Raw genomic sequence first — 14,853 nt, 5'->3', positions numbered from 1 at the left:
GACGCTGGTTGACGACCGTCTCGGGAGCCCAGCGGTACTTGTACGGCTCGTTGCCGCGCAGCAGGCTCAGGACCTGGCGTCCGCTGCCGGCGAGATACTCGGTGGAGGCGCGCAGCAGCATCGTCGCCACGTCCGTCCTGCACTCCCTCAGCCGCGGGTGGACGCCGTACAGATACAGGCCCGCCCAGCTCCGCGACATCAGCGTCAGATCGGCCCCGACCACCTCGCCGTCGAGCAGGAACTCCCTGACGACCGCCTCGCCGGAGCGGGCCATCGAGCCTGCCGAGCGGATCAGGTGCTCCAGAAACCGCGGCTTCACATGTTCCGGCGTCACCTTCCGCTCCTCCCATTGCAGTCGATGCAGTGCCAGGAGACGGTGCAGCCCGCCCTCGGTCTCGTCCGGATGCAGGACGCGCCATGCGACGCCGAGCCGGGTGAGCTTGTTCACCTTGTTGCGGACGCGCTGGGCGCGCGCCGACGGCAGCCGCCCGATCAGCTGGTCCATGGGCAGGGCGGGCAGCTCCAGGCACACGGAGTCGCGGCCCCGATGACGCGGGCCGCACCAGCCGAGGTAGATCCGTTCCGCCGCGCCGCCCGGCCGCACCTCGCGGAAGTCGATCAGTGCGGTGCCGGCCAGGTCGGCCAGGGCGTCCGTCAGCGCCGGGGCGGCCTCGGCGGCCGCCGTCTCGTCCAGGAGCACATCGTTGAAGTCGGTGATGGCGCCGCCGATCGGGACCAGCGCCGGCCAGGGGTGGTGCACCCGCATCAGCGGTGCGAGACCGACCAGTTCATCGCGGTCCCGTACCAGGACGAGCCGGAGACCGCCCGGTGTTCCGTACGACAGCCACCACGAATGCAGCCAGGCGTGGCTCTGGAACGGTGTCGCCGACGGGCAGGCCCCGTGCAGCCGCCCCCACTCCTCCGCCAGGTCCGCGAACGCGCCCTCGTCGGCGCACACCTGCACCGACAGGGCACGCCCCCGGGCGGCCACCGTCGTCACCGCGCCTCCTGGGCGTCGGCGGCGGGCGCCGGGGCGGGCAGCTGCGCCCGGCCCCTGTCGTTGTCCGCCGCCGCCCTCCGCGGCCGGACCAGCAGGGCGAGGCCGCCCAGCAGACCTCCGGCGCACGCGCCCACCAGCGCGGACAGGGCCGGTGACGGGGACGACGGCTCGGTGGGTTCGACGGCGCCGGACAGCCGCGTGAGGACGATGCCGGTGGCCTTCTCGGTGTGTTTGGCCTGCTGGGTGAGCGCCCCGGACACGGCGTTGGCGATGTCGGCGGCCCAGGCGGGGCGCTCGGAGGTCGCCGTGATCGCGATCATCGGCGCGTCGGGCGAGGTCTCGGCCCGCACGCTGCGGCGCAGCTCCGCCGCCGGTTCGCCCGCCCCCTTCTGTGCCTCCACGAGCACGGCGAGCTGGGTCGCGACACGGCCGTAGGCCTGCGCGAATCCGAGGGCCGCCGCCGGATCCGCCCTCGACTTCTGGGAGGGTACGGCGATGACGTAGCTCGTGGCCGAGTACTGCGGTGGCTTCACCACCCCGTACGCGCCTCCGGCGGCGGCGCCGAGCAGCGCGCCGGCCGGGATCAGCCAGCGCAGCAACAGCCGCGAGGCCTTCGAGAGAATCCGGCGGTACGGGCGCACGGACAGTGCGGGCGTGTCGGTCATCAGGGTCTCCCTTCCGGGTCGTGCCCCGACAGGACGGCCGTGTACACGTCCATCAGCTGCCGGGCGGTGTGCTCGATGCTGTAGTGCCGGACCGCGTCCGGGACGTGTCGTTCGCGGGGTCGCGCCGCGTGCAGCCGCTGCAGTTCCCGTGCGTACGCTCCGGCGCCGCCCGTGATCCGCCGGGCGTGCGGAGCCGCCTCGGGAGGCAGGTCCGCGAGGGCGGGGGCGGAGGCGTACAGCACGGGGAGGCCGGCCGCGAGTGCCTCCAGCACGGCCAGGCCGAACGTCTCTTCCAGGGCGGGCGCGACGAGCACGTCCAGCGCGGACAGCATCGAGGGCAGGTCGGGTACGGCGTACCGCGGGTCCGGCAGCCCGGGCAGCTCTCCGGTCATGAGCATCCGGTGCGCGACTCCCAGGTCCGCCGCGAGGCGGCGCAGCCGCTCGCCCTCGGGCCCGGCACCGATCAGCAGCAGCCGTACATCACCGGGCAGCAGCGCCAGCGCGTGTACGGCCACCTCGAAACGCTTGCTGGGGACGAGCCGGCCGACGCAGCCCACCGCATACGCGTCCTCCGGCAGGCCGTAGAACGCGCGGGCCTCCTTGCGGCGCACCTCGTCGAAGCGGAAACGGCCGGCGTCGATGCCGTTGGGGACGATGTGGATCCGCCGGTCGGGCACGCCCCAGCCGCGCAGCAGTCCGGCGACCGTCGGGGAGACGGCGACCGTGGCCCGGCCGAGGCGTTCGGTGGCGAGATACAGGGCCCGGATACCGGCGTTCAGGGCCCTGCCTTCCAACTGCCCGGCGCCCAGGGAGTGTTCGGTGGCCACGACGGCCCGCACGCCCGCGAGACGCGCGGCGATCCGGCCGTACACACAGGCCCGGTACAGATGCGTGTGCACCAGGTCGTAGCGGCCGGCGCGGATGTGCCCGGCCAGGCGGAACAGGGCGCCGATGTCCCGGTTGCCGCCCATGCCGAGGTGGGTGACACGGACGCCGTCGGCGGCCAGCCCGTCGGCGACCTGACCGGGCTGGGTCAGCGTGAGCACCTCGCACCGCGCGGGCAGCCGGCGCAGCAGCAGCCGCAGTTGCTGCTCGGCGCCGCCCACGCCGAGACCCGTGATGATGTGCAGCACTCTCATGAGGCCTCCACGGCACGTCCCCAGGGGCGCGCAAGCCGCCGCTTCACTTCCAGACGCATCCCGGTGTCGGCCTGGCCGATGTGAATCCGGGGCAGCGCCAGGTCGCCGGCACTCTTGGGACCGGATGCGACGGCGCAGGCGTAGCGGTAGCCGGCACCGTGCACGACGGCTCCGACCCGCGCGTCGAACCTGCCGTACGGGTAGCAGAAGCCGTGGATGTCCTGGCCGGTCAGCTCGGCGAGCAGGGTGCGGCTGCCGTGGACCTCCGCGTGCAGTACGTCGTCCGGGAGGCAGGTCAGATCGGAGTGGGTCAGGCCGTGCGAGGCGACCTCGACCCCGAGGGCCGCCAGCCGGCGGATGTCGTCCGCGTCGAGGAGCCGCTTGCGCGGGCCGGACACCTCCCAGTCGTTCTCGCCGCCGAGTCGCCCGGCCACCACGAACACGGTGGCACCGCAGTGCCAGTGGCGGAGCAGAGGCAGCGCGGTGGTGACGAAGTCGGCGTACCCGTCGTCGAACGTGAGCCCGACCAGCCCGCGCTCCTGGCCCTGGGCGCGGGCGGCGAGCAGTTCGCGCATGCTCACCCCGCGCAGGCCACGGCCGCACAGCCAGGCGAGCTGCCGGGCCAGGCGGGCGGCGGAGACGGTGATGTTGAACGGGTCGTCCCAGGAGTCCGAGACGGAGTGGTACATGGCCACCCAGGCGGCGGGCCCGCGGCGGGACCGTCCCCCTATGCCGGGGCCGGTCTCCTGCCCGGCCGTACGGTGAGCTTCGGAAGCGTCAACGACCATGGCTCTTCCTTCGCGTCGGGAGGCCTCGGAGGGTGAGGAGCGCCGCGGGGGCCAGCGACCGGGCTCCCGCCACGTCCAGGGCCCAGACCAGCGGCAGATAGACCGCGGTGACGCCCAGGCAGCCCGCGGTGACGCCGGCCAGGGGCGAGGTGAACGGCAGTGCGCAGAGGTATCCGGTGCCGGCGGCGGCCGCCGCCGCGCCCACCGGCTTGGCCAGTTCGGCCACGACGCGCCGGACGCGCACGGCGACGCTGCGGCCGCTCAGCCCGCGCAGCAGGAGCAGTGCGGTCAGTGTGATGCCGACGCAGTTGGCGGCGGCGATGCCGCGCGCGCCCCAGATCCCCACGGTGCGGGCGCTGATGACCGCGGTGGCGACCGTGCCCACGGCCATCACGCCCGTGGGGTACCAGGTGGTGCGGCCGGCGGAGAAGTACGACCGCACCAGCGCGCCCACCAGCGTGTGGCCGAGCAGCCCGAGCGTGTACACCCGCAGGACGGCTGCGGTCGCGGCGGTGTCGTGGGCGGTGAAGGCGCCGCGCTGGAAAAGGAGTTGGACGATCTGCGGAGCACACGCCGTGATGGCCGCGGCGCCCAGCAGCGCGATGCCGGTCACCATCACCAGATCCCGCTCGATACGGTCCCGGGCCCGCTGTGTGTCGCCCTCGGCGACGGCCCGTGCCAGCACCGGGAAGGTGACGATACAGAGCATCAGCGCCACGGACATCGGCAACTGCCCGATCTTCTGAGCGTAGTTGAGGTGGGAGATGGAGCCGAAGGGCAGCTCGGAGGCGAAATGGCGCTCGATGAGGACCTGCGACTGGCGGCACAGGGCGAAGAGCAGGACCGTCAGGACGAGGGCGGGGGTGAGCGGCCGCCCGCCGTCCGGGCGGCACGCGGTGGCGGTCCGGTCGGGGTGCTCGGCGATCCGGCGCCACACGGACGGCGCCTGTACAGCGACCATGAGGCATCCCCCGAGGGCCACACCGAGAGCGGCGGAGCGCACACCCCAGCGCGTGACGAGGACGAACATCGTGGCGATGATCGCGGCGTTGTAGGCGACGTAGATCGTCGCCGGGGCGAGATAGGCGCGGTGGGCGCGGAGCGCGGCACTGCAGTAGCCGGCCAGCCCGAAGCTCAGCACACAGGTCGCGGTCAGCCGGGTGCAGGCCACCGCGAGGGCGGGGTGGGGCAGGCCGGGCGCCAGGACGCCGACGAGCAGCGGCGCTCCGGCCACGAACAGGGCGGCCACGGCGGCGAAGACGAGACACAGCCGCGGCAGCGAGGCGGCGACCAGCGCGCGCACCGGATCGGGGGAAACGTTCCCGCCCGCCCGCCGCGCCAGCGCCACGCTGAACGCGGGCACGAGCAGGAACGCCATGCCGTCCTCGATCAGCAGGGTCGACGCCATCTCCGGCACGGTCCAGGCCACCAGGAACGCGTCGGTGGCCGCGCCGGCGCCGAAGAAGTGCGCGAGCGCCTGGTCGCGGCCGAGTCCGAGCAGCGCTCCGGCCACGGACAGCACGGCCGTGACAAGGGTCGCGCGCGCGAGGAAACCGCCCGGGGAAGCGCCTTCGGACACTTGGGGGGACGCGCCCGGGGAAGTGTCGGGCGCGAGAACGCCCTCCGCGTCGTCGGCAGTCCCCCGTGGCGCGGCGGATGGGGATCTCATCGCCCGCATGCCTTTACGGCCGTGCCCGTGGTCGACTCGCGTGCCAGTGCCCACCAGGCACCGAGTCCGAGGCACACGCCCGTCAGCACGGTGGAGGGTCCGCCGATGTCGGCGTACAGGAAGTCCACGTACTGCCACAGCAGCAGCCCGCAGGCCGCGACGGCGCAGTCCCGGGCCCGCCCCGCCCGGCGCAGCCGCCCGGTCGCGCACACCAGCAGGGCCAGCCAGCTGCCCACCACCGTGACCGCGCCCAGCAGGCCCTGCTCGCTGAGCACCAGCAGATACATGTTGTGCGGGCTGAGCAGCGGCCGGCGCCTGAACCCCCAGCCCGCCGCGTCCGTGTCGCTGCCCGACGACAGCGCGAGCGGGGCATGTCCGTCCCGGTACGCGGGAAAGGCCTTCAGCCCGACTCCCGTCACCGGGTGCCCGCGCCACATGCCGGTGGCGGCCGTCCACAGGCTGTAGCGGTCGACGACCGACTGGTCCGGCGCGTCGGCGACCCGTGTGATGCTGGTCAGCCGTTCCTGCAGCACCGCGGCGCCCACGCCGAACCCGCCCACCAGCACCACCGAGGCCGCGACGGCCGCCGCAACCAGCTGCGCCGCCCGCCGTGCGCCGGCCGTCAGCAGCTGCGCCCCGCACGCGACCGCCGTGGCGATCCAGGCACCCCGGCTGAAGGACACCGTGAGCGGCAGCAGCAGCGCCAGCGCGCACGCGGCCGCCACAAGCCGCTGCCGTCGCGCCCGCTCCCCTGGGTCCTGTGCCGGAAGTCCCTCCCCCACTGCCTTGAAGGGCGTGGGAGGTGCCCCCAGCCCCGCGGCGCCCGGCACGCACTCTCCCGGAGGGCCCGCCCTCCGGGCGGACGACGGGACCTCCGGCACAGGCCCCAGCGCGAGACCGACCGCGGCCACCAGCCCGAACGACACGGCGGTGGCCATCCCCATCACATCGGCCGGCCCGAACGTACCCACCGCCCGGATCTGGGCTCCCTGGTACGAGGCCCCGGTCCCGGTGAGGTACTGGTGCACCCCGACCGCGCCCTGCCACAGCGCGAGGCCGACCAGCGCCCAGAGCAGCAGCCGGGCGTCGCGCCGGTCCCGTACCAGCAGCACCACCGCGACCGGGACGAGCACGAACACCTGCAGATAGCGGGCCAGTCCGGTGAGGGCCTCGGCGGGCGTCACCGCCCCGCTCGCGGCCACCGCGAGACCCACCACCGGCAGCCCGAGCACGACGGCGGCCGTCCGGGTCAGCGGGCGCCGCGCCTGGCACGCGGTGTGGACGACGGCCCACAGCACGACCAGCGCAGACACCGCATCGGCAGGGGTGGCGTTGCTCTCCGGTGCCACCGGCAGCCCCAGCATGACGACGATCGCGACGACGGGCAGGACCGGCGCGGCACGGCGCAGCGCCGGCGGCACCAGGGGCAGGACGAGGGGGGGCGAGGCCGTCGAGGGAGCACTCACCGGGGCTCAGCTCCCCGTCGGCCGTACGAACAGCACCGCCGTGCGCACCAGGATGCAGACGTCCTGCCACAGCGACCAGTTGTCGATGTACGCGTTGTCGAAACGGCACCGGTCCTCGATCGAGGTGTCGCCGCGCAGCCCGTGGATCTGGGCGAGTCCGGTGATGCCGGTCCGCATCCGGTGGCGGGCCGGGTAGCCCGGGTGGGCCTGGCTGAACTTGGTGACGAAATAGGGCCGTTCGGGTCGCGGCCCGACCAGGCTCATGTCGCCGCGGAAGACGTTCCACAGCTGGAGCAGCTCGTCCAGCGAGGTGCGGCGCAGGAACTGGCAGAAGCGGCTCATGTCCTCCGCGTCGGCCACGCTCCAGCGGGTCGCGGCCTCGTGCTCGCTGGCGGGCCGCAGGGTGCGGAACTTCAGCATCGTGAACGGCCGCCCGTCCTTGCCGATCCGCTCCTGCCGGAACACCACGCCCGGCCCCTCGGTGAACCTCAGCACGGCCGCGCACACCCCGAGCACCGGTCCGGTGAGCAGCAGCAACACGCCGGACAGAACCAGGTCGAGCATCCGCTTGCCGACCCCGTCGCCGCGCCGCGCGGAGCCCGGCCAGAGCAGCCTGCGGGAGAAGCCCGCGAGGTGCCCCGCCCGCCCGCGACGACCGCGCAGGCCGTACGCCGGCGAGTCCGTGTCGAGCTCCCACAGAACGCAGCCGAACGCGGCCAGCTCCCGCAGCATCGGGGCCTTGTGCACCCGCGTCGCGGGCCCCACCACGAGCACCGTCTCCACACCGTTCTGGATCAGCGCCCGATGCGCCTCCTCGCGCGAGGTGAGGACCGGCAGCGGGGGCCGGTCAGCGGAGTCGGGCACGGACTCCGGTGTGTCACAGACCAGGCCCACCGGCCGCGTTCCGCAGCCCGGGCTGCGCTGCAACGCGGCCGCGACCCGCAGCGCCGCCGGGAACGGCCCCACCACCAGAGCGGGCCGGGCCCGGCGCCGGATCGCCCTGCGCCGCCGTCCGTGCACCGCCTCGCGGCCCACACAGGCCACCAGGCAGTGCACGGCGCACGCGGTGCCGAGCACCGTCAGCGGCAGCTGCCGCAGCGAGGAGAGCGCCGCGACGACCGCCCAGCCGACGGCGACGCGCCCGCAGACGGCGGGCAGTTCCTCCACCACGCCGGGGACGTCCGAGGTGTCGTAGAGCAGGGCCCGTCGGTTCAGGCCCAGCACGCACAGCCCCAGGAAGGCGATGAGCAGCGGATTCCGCTGGGCCTCCGGCACGACCAGGGCGCCCAGCAGGGTGCCACTGAGGTCGGCGATCAGCAGGGGGGTCCGGGAGATCCGCCGCGAGCGACGGGGCGCCCGCCCGGAGGACGGTCCGGGCCCGGTGGCGGCGCCGGGCGGGTCGAGGAGGGAGACGGCGCTCCCCGCCGCCCCACGGGACCCCCCGGCAGGAGGAGGAACAGTGCTTTCCGCAGTCATGTGGTGATGGACTCTCTGCTCTGGTTGGGTACCACGACCAGCGTGGTGACGATGCCGAGCAGTTCGCGGTACACATCGGTCACCGCGTCCGCGGTCTGCTGTACGTCGTGGGCGGCGAGCACATGGGCGCGGCCCTGTGCGCCCAGTGCGGCGCGCAGCGGCCCGCGGAGCAGGAGCGCCGTCAGCGCGCGTGCGAGCGTGTCGGGGTCCTCCGGCGGCACCACGCAGTGCGGCAGATGGCCGGGCGGCAGGCTCTCGCGCGCCCCGTCCACGTCCGTGACGAGGACCGGCCGGGCACACGCCATGGCCTCCAGCGGAACGAGCGCCATGCCCTCCCAGCGGGACGGCAGGACCACGACGTCGGCGGCCCGGTACCAGGGTGCGGCGTCGGCTGCCGGGCCGGCGAACTCCACCGACGGGGGCGCCATGGCACGCAGCCGGGCCGCGTCCGGACCGTCGCCGACCAGCACCAGCCGGGCGGCGGGCAGTTGCCGCACCACGGCGGGCCAGGCCTGCAGCAGCACGTCCTGGCCCTTCTGGCGGCACAGCCGTCCCACGCACACGACGAGCGGGCCGGCCGCGGACCGGGCGACGTTCCCTTCCGGCTGGAACCTGCTCGTGTCGACCCCGTTGGGGATCACGTGCCACCGGGCGACGATGCCGTGCTGCTCCCCGGTACGCCTTTCGGCCTCGCTCACGCACAGCACGCGCGTGGCCCAGCGCGCCGCGAACTGCTCCCACCGCAGCGCGGCTTGGGCCATGACGCCGTCCACGGCCTCGAACGACCAGGCGTGCGGCTGGAAGACGGTGGGCCGCCGGCCGCGCAGCGCGAGTCGCGCAGCGAGCCCCGCCTTCGCGCTGTGCGCATGCAGCACATCGGGCCGCACGTCGCGCACGAGTCGCGCCAACCGCGCCACCTCACCGGGGAGTCGAGGCCCCGGTGAGCGGGTCGCTTCCCAGGGCAGCACCCTGCAGCCCGCCTCGCGCAGTGCGTGGGGCAGCGTGCCGCCCCGGGGGCAGGCCACGGTGACGCGCAGCCCCGCGGCGAGCTGCGCCGTCGCCAGGTCCGTCACGAACCGGGCGACACCGCCCTCGACCGGCTGGGTGACGTGCAGGACGTGCGGCTCGCGTGCGGCGGGCCGCGTCGCACGGTGGGGGACGGAACCGAGGGGAATGCGCATGACCGAGGCTTCCCTTCCGAAGAAACATTCCGAACCCAGCACGAAGGATGTGATCGTAGGTTCGGCATAAAACGCGTCGGATTCGGATGCAACACTAGCCGCTTATCCGTCTTTTTCTACCAACCCGTCACCTGTGTCGGAATGAGGGCCGTCATCAGAGTGATATTTCCCGTACCCCTCACCCGCTTGGCTCCATCGCACGCCGACGAGCAGCCTGGCAGATAATCCGATGAGAATTCCGCACGGCCTTTCAGGATGTATGAGTTCCGAGAACTTGTCAGCAGCGGAGTTTCCCGTGGTGTCTGTCTCTCGTTAGCCCAGGAGAAGCGAGAGCCCAGACACTCGCGATGCCTCGAGGAGCGAGTCCCCTCCGGTGACTCGAGCTGCGTACGAAAGGAACACAATGAAGAATCTGAAGGCTGCCGCCCTCATGGTCGGCACCCTGGCCATCGCCGGTGCCGCGGCGGCGCCCGCCGTTGCCGCGGACGTGCCGGCGCAGGGCCTTCTCGAGGACGGGAAGTCGGTGGCCCACTCGCTCCCCAACGCGGCCGCGATTCCCATGGGCGGCGTGACCGACAACGTCAGGAGCACGACGGAGGGCGTGAAGGACTCGGGCATCATCCAGACCCCCGTCTTCGGCCGCACCCTGCCGAACCCGCTCAACGGCAAGAGCCCCGCCAAGCTTCCCTCCAAGCTGCCGGCCAAGCTTCCCGTCGTCAGGTAAAGACGCACACCTCGCTGGGCCATTCGGGTCGGCTCCGTTCCTCGGAGCCGGCCTTCGGCTTTTCCGGGCCCACACCCGTATGCGGACGTATGCGGAAATGCAGAAAAGCAGCTGACGGCCCGCCGTAGTTCGGCGGGCCGCCAGGCTGGGACTGTTCGGGACTGCTCAGAACAGCAGGCCGCCGGCGTACGGGGAGTTCTGCGACTGGTCGATCGTGGCCGTGTTGCAGGCCGCGTAGTGCGAGTTCGGGGCGACGATGCCACCGATGACGGCACCGTTCGACCACGGCGCGATGCAGCGGCCGTCGACCAGGGAGCCGTTGGAGACGACAAGGCCCTGCTGAGGGGAGTTCACGACGACCGGGGACTCCGCGAAGCCGTTGCCGCCGTTGGCGGTGGTGGTGTTGTCGTCGGCCGCAGCGGTGCCGCCGGCCGCCAGGACGAGGCCCGCGGCCAGGACGGAGAGGGCCGTAACCTTCTTACGCATGAGATGCGCCTTTCGGTGGGAGGGGCGGTTCGGGCGGGGGCGTCAGCCGACGCCCCCGCCCTGCTCCGGATGGACCGGAGCAAAAGGGGGGTCAGAAGAGCAGACCGCCGGTGTACGTGGCGTTCTGCTGCTGGTTCACATTCGCCGTGTTGCAGGCGGCGTAGTGCGAGTTCGGCGCGGCGACGCCACCGAGTACGGCGCCGTTCGACCACGGCGCGACGCAACGCAGGTCGACGAGCGAGCCGTTGGAAACGATGGCGCCCTGCTGCGGGGCGTTCACGACGACCGGGGACTCCGAGAAGCCGTTGCCACCGGTGACGGTCGTGCAGTTGTCGGCTGCGGCGGTGCCGGCGGCCGCCAGGACGATGCCCGCAGCGAGCGCGGAGATGGCCGTAACCTTGTTACGCATGAGATGTCCTTTCCGGACTGCGTTGTGAGGGGTTCACCTGCTCGGAATCAATCTGAGCAGGGGTCAGAAGAGCAGGCCGCCGGCGTACGGGGCGTTCTGCGCCTGGTTCACAGTCGCCGTGTCACAGGCGGCATAGTGCGAGTTCGGCGGAACGACGCCGCCGAGGACGGCACCGTTGGACCACGGCGCGATGCAGCGGCCATCGATGAGCGAGCCGTTGACGACAACCACACCCTGCTGAGGGGCGTTCACGACGACCGGGGACTCCGCGAAGCCGTTGCCACCAGTGGCGTTGGTCGTGTTCGAGTGGGCGGAGGCAACGCCGGCGCTGCCGCAGACAGCACCAAGGGCGAGTGCAGTGATGACCGCGAACTTCCTGGTCAACTCGGTTCCTTCCTGGATTCACGGTAAGCCGCGCTTACATAGCAAGAAACCGAAATATGTGGCGAAAAGTCACGCAGACACTACCCATACGGTACGGATTCCACCGGATGGCGGAACGACGACCGTGCACTGTATTAGCCGGGCCGCAGCGGAGGAATGAATGCCGACGTGCGTCCGGCCCACTGGCAAGGAGGAATCCAGTGGGCCGGACAGGCTTGAGGCGTATCCCCGGCACGCATCGGGCGCCGGACGGGCGCGGAGCCACTGGTCCGGCTGGGGCAGCTGGGGTCTGCGCCTGCGTGATGCGCCGGACGTGGGTCGTACCAGGAGGGCCACCGCGGGTCCGTCCCGCGGTGCTGCGGTGTCGGTTTGCGGCGGACGAGAACCGGATCAGAGTGTCAGAATTCCGGTCACCTCTGATTGAGCAGGCTACCGAGACCGGCACTCGTCGGGCCGTTCAGCGGGTGGAGCTGGACGGAACCGGTTCCCACGGGATTCTTCAGCGGAATTGCGGGCTTCTTGTTGCTGCCCCGGCCCATCCCGTCCAGGTATACGCCGGAGACTTTCGCCGCCTTGTTGGTGCCGGTGACCGCCGACGACTGGTTCTGGTCGAACGCACTGCCCTTGGTCAGACTGCCCTGCTTTGCCACTCGCATCACGGTGTCGGCCGCGGGCACGAGCGCCGGAGTCACCTCGGTCTGGGACATGAGGCCGAGCGGGCCGGTTTCGCGAGCAGGCGCCTTGGTGGCGGCCGACGCCGCGACGGCGGAGCCACCCACGAGACTCGCGCCGATGGCCAACGCCGCAGTTGTGAAAACTGCCTTCTTCATGATTCACCTCACTTGAAGTTACCTCTGATCCGACAGACGCAGAACATAGCAGTCCGCAGTGCGCCCAAAGCGATGCACTACTCCATACGCATGAATGCCACGGGAGTGAAGAAGCGCATTTCTCGGAATTCTCCAGAGGGATTTGCATCCGGTCGGCGAATCGATTGATCGTATGGTGTTCCAAGCGTGAGAAAGTCAATATGCCGGGCGAAAAGCAGCTGACCAGAAAACTAGGACACCACGTCTTTGCGGGCGAATCCCCGGAAGGCCAGCGCGAAGAGTACGCATGCGTAGGTGAGGGAGATCGACGTCCCCTGGATCATGCCGGACCATTCGGGGTGCGGCTGCACGATGTCGGCCCAGGCGAACTGCCAGTGCGCGGGCAGGAAATCACGCCAGTGGCCGAGCGCGGTGACGGCGTCCAGGACATTGCCGACGATGGTCAGGCCGACCGCGCCGCCGACCGCGCCGAGCGGGGCGTCCGTCCTCGTCGACAGCCAGAACGCGAGCCCCGCGGTGACCAGTTGGGACACGAAGATGTACGCCACGGTGACCGCGAGCCGCTGCACCGCCGCCCCGGTGTCGAGCGCACCGCCGGTGGGGATCTGCAGTGGGCCCCAGCCGTAGGCCGCCGTACCGGCCGCGAGGGCGACCACCGGGAGCAGGATCATCGCGACCAGGCTCAGCCCGAGCGCCACGACCAGCTTGGACCACAGCAGCCGGGCGCGGGGCACGGGTGCGGCGAGCAGATAGCGCAGGGAGGACCAGCCGGCCTCTGAGGCGACCGTGTCCCCGCAGAACAGGGCGACCGGGATCACCAGCAGAAAGCCGGCCGAGACGAACAGGTTCACCGCGGCGAAATTGGCGCCGGACGCAGTGGCCGTGTTCATCAGGGTGATCCGGTCGTTGCGGGCGGCCGGGTCGCCGCCGATCGCGAAGGCGATCAGCAGCACGAACGGCAGCAGGACCAGGACGGCGCCCGTGATCAGCGTGCGCCGCCGCTTGAGCTGCCGGACCAGCTCGACCCGCAGGGGCAGCGTGTGCCGTGTCTGATAGCCGGAGGCGACCTCGGTGAGCGCGCTCATGCGGAACCTCCTATCAGGGTGAGGAAGGCGTCTTCCAGGCGCCGGTGCGGGCCGACCGAGGCGACGGGCACGTCCAGCCGCACCAGCTCCGCGACGAGCCGCTCGGCGGTGCCGCCGGCAGCCAGCCGGACCAGCAGCCCGTCGTCGGTGCACACGGCGGAGGCGACGCCGGGCAGCGCGGCCACCTTCTCCGCGACCGGCTCCTCCACGGGAGTGGCGGTACCGATGAGCAGGGTGTCGCCGGAGCCGATGATGTCCCGGACGGGGCCCGCCTGGACGAGCCGGCCGCGGTCCATCACCACCAGATGCGTGCAGGACTGCTCGACCTCGGCGAGGAGATGACTGGAGACGATCACCGTACGCCCGGCGGCCGCGTAGCGGATCATCACCTCGCGCATCTCGCGGATCTGGGGCGGGTCGAGGCCGTTGGTGGGTTCGTCGAGGATGAGCAGGTCGGGCAGGCCGAGCATGGCCTGGGCGATGGCGAGGCGCTGGCGCATGCCCTGGGAGTAGGTGCGCACCGCGCGGGCGAGCGCGTCGCCGAGCCCGGCGATCTCCAGGGCCTCGTCCAGATGGGCGTCCTCCGGCGGGCGGCCGGTGGCCCGCCAGTACAGCTCCAGGTTCTCCCGGCCGGACAGATGCGGCAGGAAGCCCGCGCCCTCCACGAAGGCGCCGACTTTCGACAGCACGGGCGCGCCGGGCCGGATGGCGTGGCCGAAGACGCGGATCTCGCCGTCGTCCGGGGTGATGAGGCCCATCAGCATACGCAGGGTGGTGGTCTTGCCCGCGCCGTTGGGCCCGAGCAGGCCGAGCACCTGGCCCTTCTCGACGCGGAAGGACAGCTCGCGCACCGCGAACCGGTCGGCGGACTTCGCGTACCGCTTGCTCAAGTCCTTGATCTCCAGCGGGACTTCGGCCAGCTGCGGGTCCGGCGCGGGGGTGGCCGTGCGGCGGCGGGCGGTGAGCAGCAGGGCGAGCGCGGTCGCCGCACCGGCCGCCGGCAGCCACCACACCCAGGCGGGCAGGGGTGCCGCGGCGGTGGTGACGGCGGGTGCCGTCGGCACACTCAGGTCTCCCTTCAGGGAGACGGTGTAGGTGGCCGGGGCGGCCGGTGAGGCATAGCCGAGGTCGGTGGAGGCGAGGACCAGTCGGAGCCTGTGGCCCTTTTGCACCTCGTGGTCGATCGCCGGGAGGGTGACCGTGACGTCCTTGCCGGTCTTGGCGCCGGTCACCCGGAAAGGGGCGACGAGCTGGCTCGGCAGCACCTGCTGGGTGCCGTCGGGGCCGATGTCGTAGACCTTGCCGAACAGGACGGCGTCGTCGGTGGTCGAGGTGATGTGGACGGTGGCGGTCGGGGTGCCGGTGATCTGCAGGTCGCGGCGGAGCGGCGCGGAGTCGAAGCCGGCGTACTGGCCGGGGAAGTCGAGGGAGACGCCGAGGCCGAGCGCGGACAGCTGGGTCAGGCCGCCGGTGCCGCCGAGGCCGGGCAGCGCGGAGACGCCGGGCGGGCTGGCGCCGGCCGGGTTGGTGATGTGCCGGGTGCCGCCGGTC

15 protein-coding genes are annotated in these 14,853 nt (G+C 72.1%); 1 reads left to right on the top strand and 14 read right to left on the bottom strand.

Annotation, left to right across the window (positions count from 1 at the left end; translation table 11 throughout):
* From M878_RS77070 to M878_RS77035, 8 genes are all read right to left on the bottom strand, one after another.
* Positions 1 to 991 (bottom strand): GNAT family N-acetyltransferase (locus M878_RS77070; protein ID WP_031225971.1); only part of this gene is annotated, 991 nt, incomplete at its 3' end.
* A gap of 5 nt (positions 992 to 996) precedes the next feature.
* The gene (locus M878_RS77065) at positions 997 to 1,665 is read right to left on the bottom strand and encodes a YveK family protein (RefSeq protein WP_023550637.1); all 669 of its coding nucleotides are present in this window, start codon (positions 1,663 to 1,665) and stop codon (positions 997 to 999) included.
* Positions 1,665 to 2,804 (bottom strand): glycosyltransferase, encoded by a 1,140-nt coding sequence (locus M878_RS77060; protein ID WP_031225969.1) that lies wholly within the window; start codon positions 2,802 to 2,804, stop codon positions 1,665 to 1,667. Before M878_RS77060 ends, M878_RS77065 begins: the two co-directional genes overlap by 1 nt.
* Positions 2,801 to 3,592 (bottom strand): polysaccharide deacetylase family protein, encoded by a 792-nt coding sequence (locus M878_RS77055; protein WP_031225968.1) that lies wholly within the window; start codon positions 3,590 to 3,592, stop codon positions 2,801 to 2,803. Before M878_RS77055 ends, M878_RS77060 begins: the two co-directional genes overlap by 4 nt.
* Entirely contained in the window at positions 3,582 to 5,270 is a 1,689-nt protein-coding gene (gene murJ, locus M878_RS77050) for a murein biosynthesis integral membrane protein MurJ (protein WP_031225966.1), read from the bottom strand. Before murJ ends, M878_RS77055 begins: the two co-directional genes overlap by 11 nt.
* Complete coding sequence (locus tag M878_RS94920) at positions 5,258 to 6,727, bottom strand: O-antigen ligase family protein (RefSeq protein ID WP_023550633.1); 1,470 nt, start codon at positions 6,725 to 6,727, stop codon at positions 5,258 to 5,260. Before M878_RS94920 ends, murJ begins: the two co-directional genes overlap by 13 nt.
* A 6-nt stretch (positions 6,728 to 6,733) precedes the next feature.
* On the bottom strand, positions 6,734 to 8,203 hold the full coding sequence (locus M878_RS77040; RefSeq protein ID WP_023550632.1) for an exopolysaccharide biosynthesis polyprenyl glycosylphosphotransferase: 1,470 nt from the start codon (positions 8,201 to 8,203) through the stop codon (positions 6,734 to 6,736).
* Positions 8,200 to 9,384 (bottom strand): glycosyltransferase family 4 protein, encoded by a 1,185-nt coding sequence (locus M878_RS77035; RefSeq protein WP_023550631.1) that lies wholly within the window; start codon positions 9,382 to 9,384, stop codon positions 8,200 to 8,202. Before M878_RS77035 ends, M878_RS77040 begins: the two co-directional genes overlap by 4 nt.
* Before the next feature lie 403 nt (positions 9,385 to 9,787).
* Between M878_RS77035 and M878_RS77030 the strand changes: the two genes are divergently transcribed.
* A complete protein-coding gene (locus tag M878_RS77030; RefSeq protein ID WP_023550630.1) occupies positions 9,788 to 10,108 on the top strand; it encodes a hypothetical protein in 321 nt (106 codons plus the stop codon).
* A 165-nt stretch (positions 10,109 to 10,273) separates the two neighbouring features.
* Here the strand turns inward: M878_RS77030 and M878_RS77025 are convergent, their stop codons facing one another.
* The 6 genes from M878_RS77025 to M878_RS77000 form a co-directional block, all read right to left on the bottom strand.
* The gene (locus M878_RS77025) at positions 10,274 to 10,594 is read right to left on the bottom strand and encodes a hypothetical protein (RefSeq protein WP_023550629.1); all 321 of its coding nucleotides are present in this window, start codon (positions 10,592 to 10,594) and stop codon (positions 10,274 to 10,276) included.
* 91 nt (positions 10,595 to 10,685) lie between these two features.
* Positions 10,686 to 11,003 (bottom strand): hypothetical protein, encoded by a 318-nt coding sequence (locus tag M878_RS77020; RefSeq protein WP_023550628.1) that lies wholly within the window; start codon positions 11,001 to 11,003, stop codon positions 10,686 to 10,688.
* A gap of 63 nt (positions 11,004 to 11,066) precedes the next feature.
* The gene (locus M878_RS77015; RefSeq protein ID WP_023550627.1) at positions 11,067 to 11,387 is read right to left on the bottom strand and encodes a hypothetical protein; all 321 of its coding nucleotides are present in this window, start codon (positions 11,385 to 11,387) and stop codon (positions 11,067 to 11,069) included.
* Positions 11,388 to 11,797: 410 nt separating this feature from the next.
* A complete protein-coding gene (locus M878_RS77010) occupies positions 11,798 to 12,217 on the bottom strand; it encodes a hypothetical protein (RefSeq protein WP_245238224.1) in 420 nt (139 codons plus the stop codon).
* A 230-nt stretch (positions 12,218 to 12,447) separates the two neighbouring features.
* Positions 12,448 to 13,302 carry an ABC transporter permease gene (locus M878_RS77005; protein WP_023550625.1) on the bottom strand — a complete coding sequence of 285 codons (855 nt, stop codon included), beginning with the start codon at positions 13,300 to 13,302 and terminating at the stop codon, positions 12,448 to 12,450.
* Positions 13,299 to 14,853: ATP-binding cassette domain-containing protein (locus M878_RS77000; RefSeq protein ID WP_023550624.1), on the bottom strand; the 1,555-nt coding region annotated here is incomplete at its 5' end. The genes M878_RS77005 and M878_RS77000, both read right to left, overlap by 4 nt.

The sequence above is a fragment of the Streptomyces roseochromogenus subsp. oscitans DS 12.976 genome, from assembly GCF_000497445.1.
Classification (GTDB): Bacteria; Actinomycetota; Actinomycetes; order Streptomycetales; family Streptomycetaceae; genus Streptomyces; species Streptomyces oscitans.
This window is presented reverse-complemented; position numbering and strand designations above follow the sequence as displayed.

Coding starts and splice junctions, on each gene's coding strand:
- M878_RS77020 (WP_023550628.1), bottom strand. CDS start 11,003: ATGCGTAACAAGGTTACGGCCATCTCCGCGCTCGCTGCGGGCATCGTC.
- M878_RS77010 (WP_245238224.1), bottom strand. CDS start 12,217: ATGAAGAAGGCAGTTTTCACAACTGCGGCGTTGGCCATCGGCGCGAGT.
- M878_RS77030 (WP_023550630.1), top strand. CDS start 9,788: ATGAAGAATCTGAAGGCTGCCGCCCTCATGGTCGGCACCCTGGCCATC.
- M878_RS77065 (WP_023550637.1), bottom strand. CDS start 1,665: ATGACCGACACGCCCGCACTGTCCGTGCGCCCGTACCGCCGGATTCTC.
- M878_RS77055 (WP_031225968.1), bottom strand. CDS start 3,592: ATGGTCGTTGACGCTTCCGAAGCTCACCGTACGGCCGGGCAGGAGACC.
- M878_RS77025 (WP_023550629.1), bottom strand. CDS start 10,594: ATGCGTAAGAAGGTTACGGCCCTCTCCGTCCTGGCCGCGGGCCTCGTC.
- M878_RS77005 (WP_023550625.1), bottom strand. CDS start 13,302: ATGAGCGCGCTCACCGAGGTCGCCTCCGGCTATCAGACACGGCACACG.
- M878_RS77060 (WP_031225969.1), bottom strand. CDS start 2,804: ATGAGAGTGCTGCACATCATCACGGGTCTCGGCGTGGGCGGCGCCGAG.
- M878_RS77035 (WP_023550631.1), bottom strand. CDS start 9,384: ATGCGCATTCCCCTCGGTTCCGTCCCCCACCGTGCGACGCGGCCCGCC.
- M878_RS77040 (WP_023550632.1), bottom strand. CDS start 8,203: ATGACTGCGGAAAGCACTGTTCCTCCTCCTGCCGGGGGGTCCCGTGGG.
- murJ (WP_031225966.1), bottom strand. CDS start 5,270: ATGCGGGCGATGAGATCCCCATCCGCCGCGCCACGGGGGACTGCCGAC.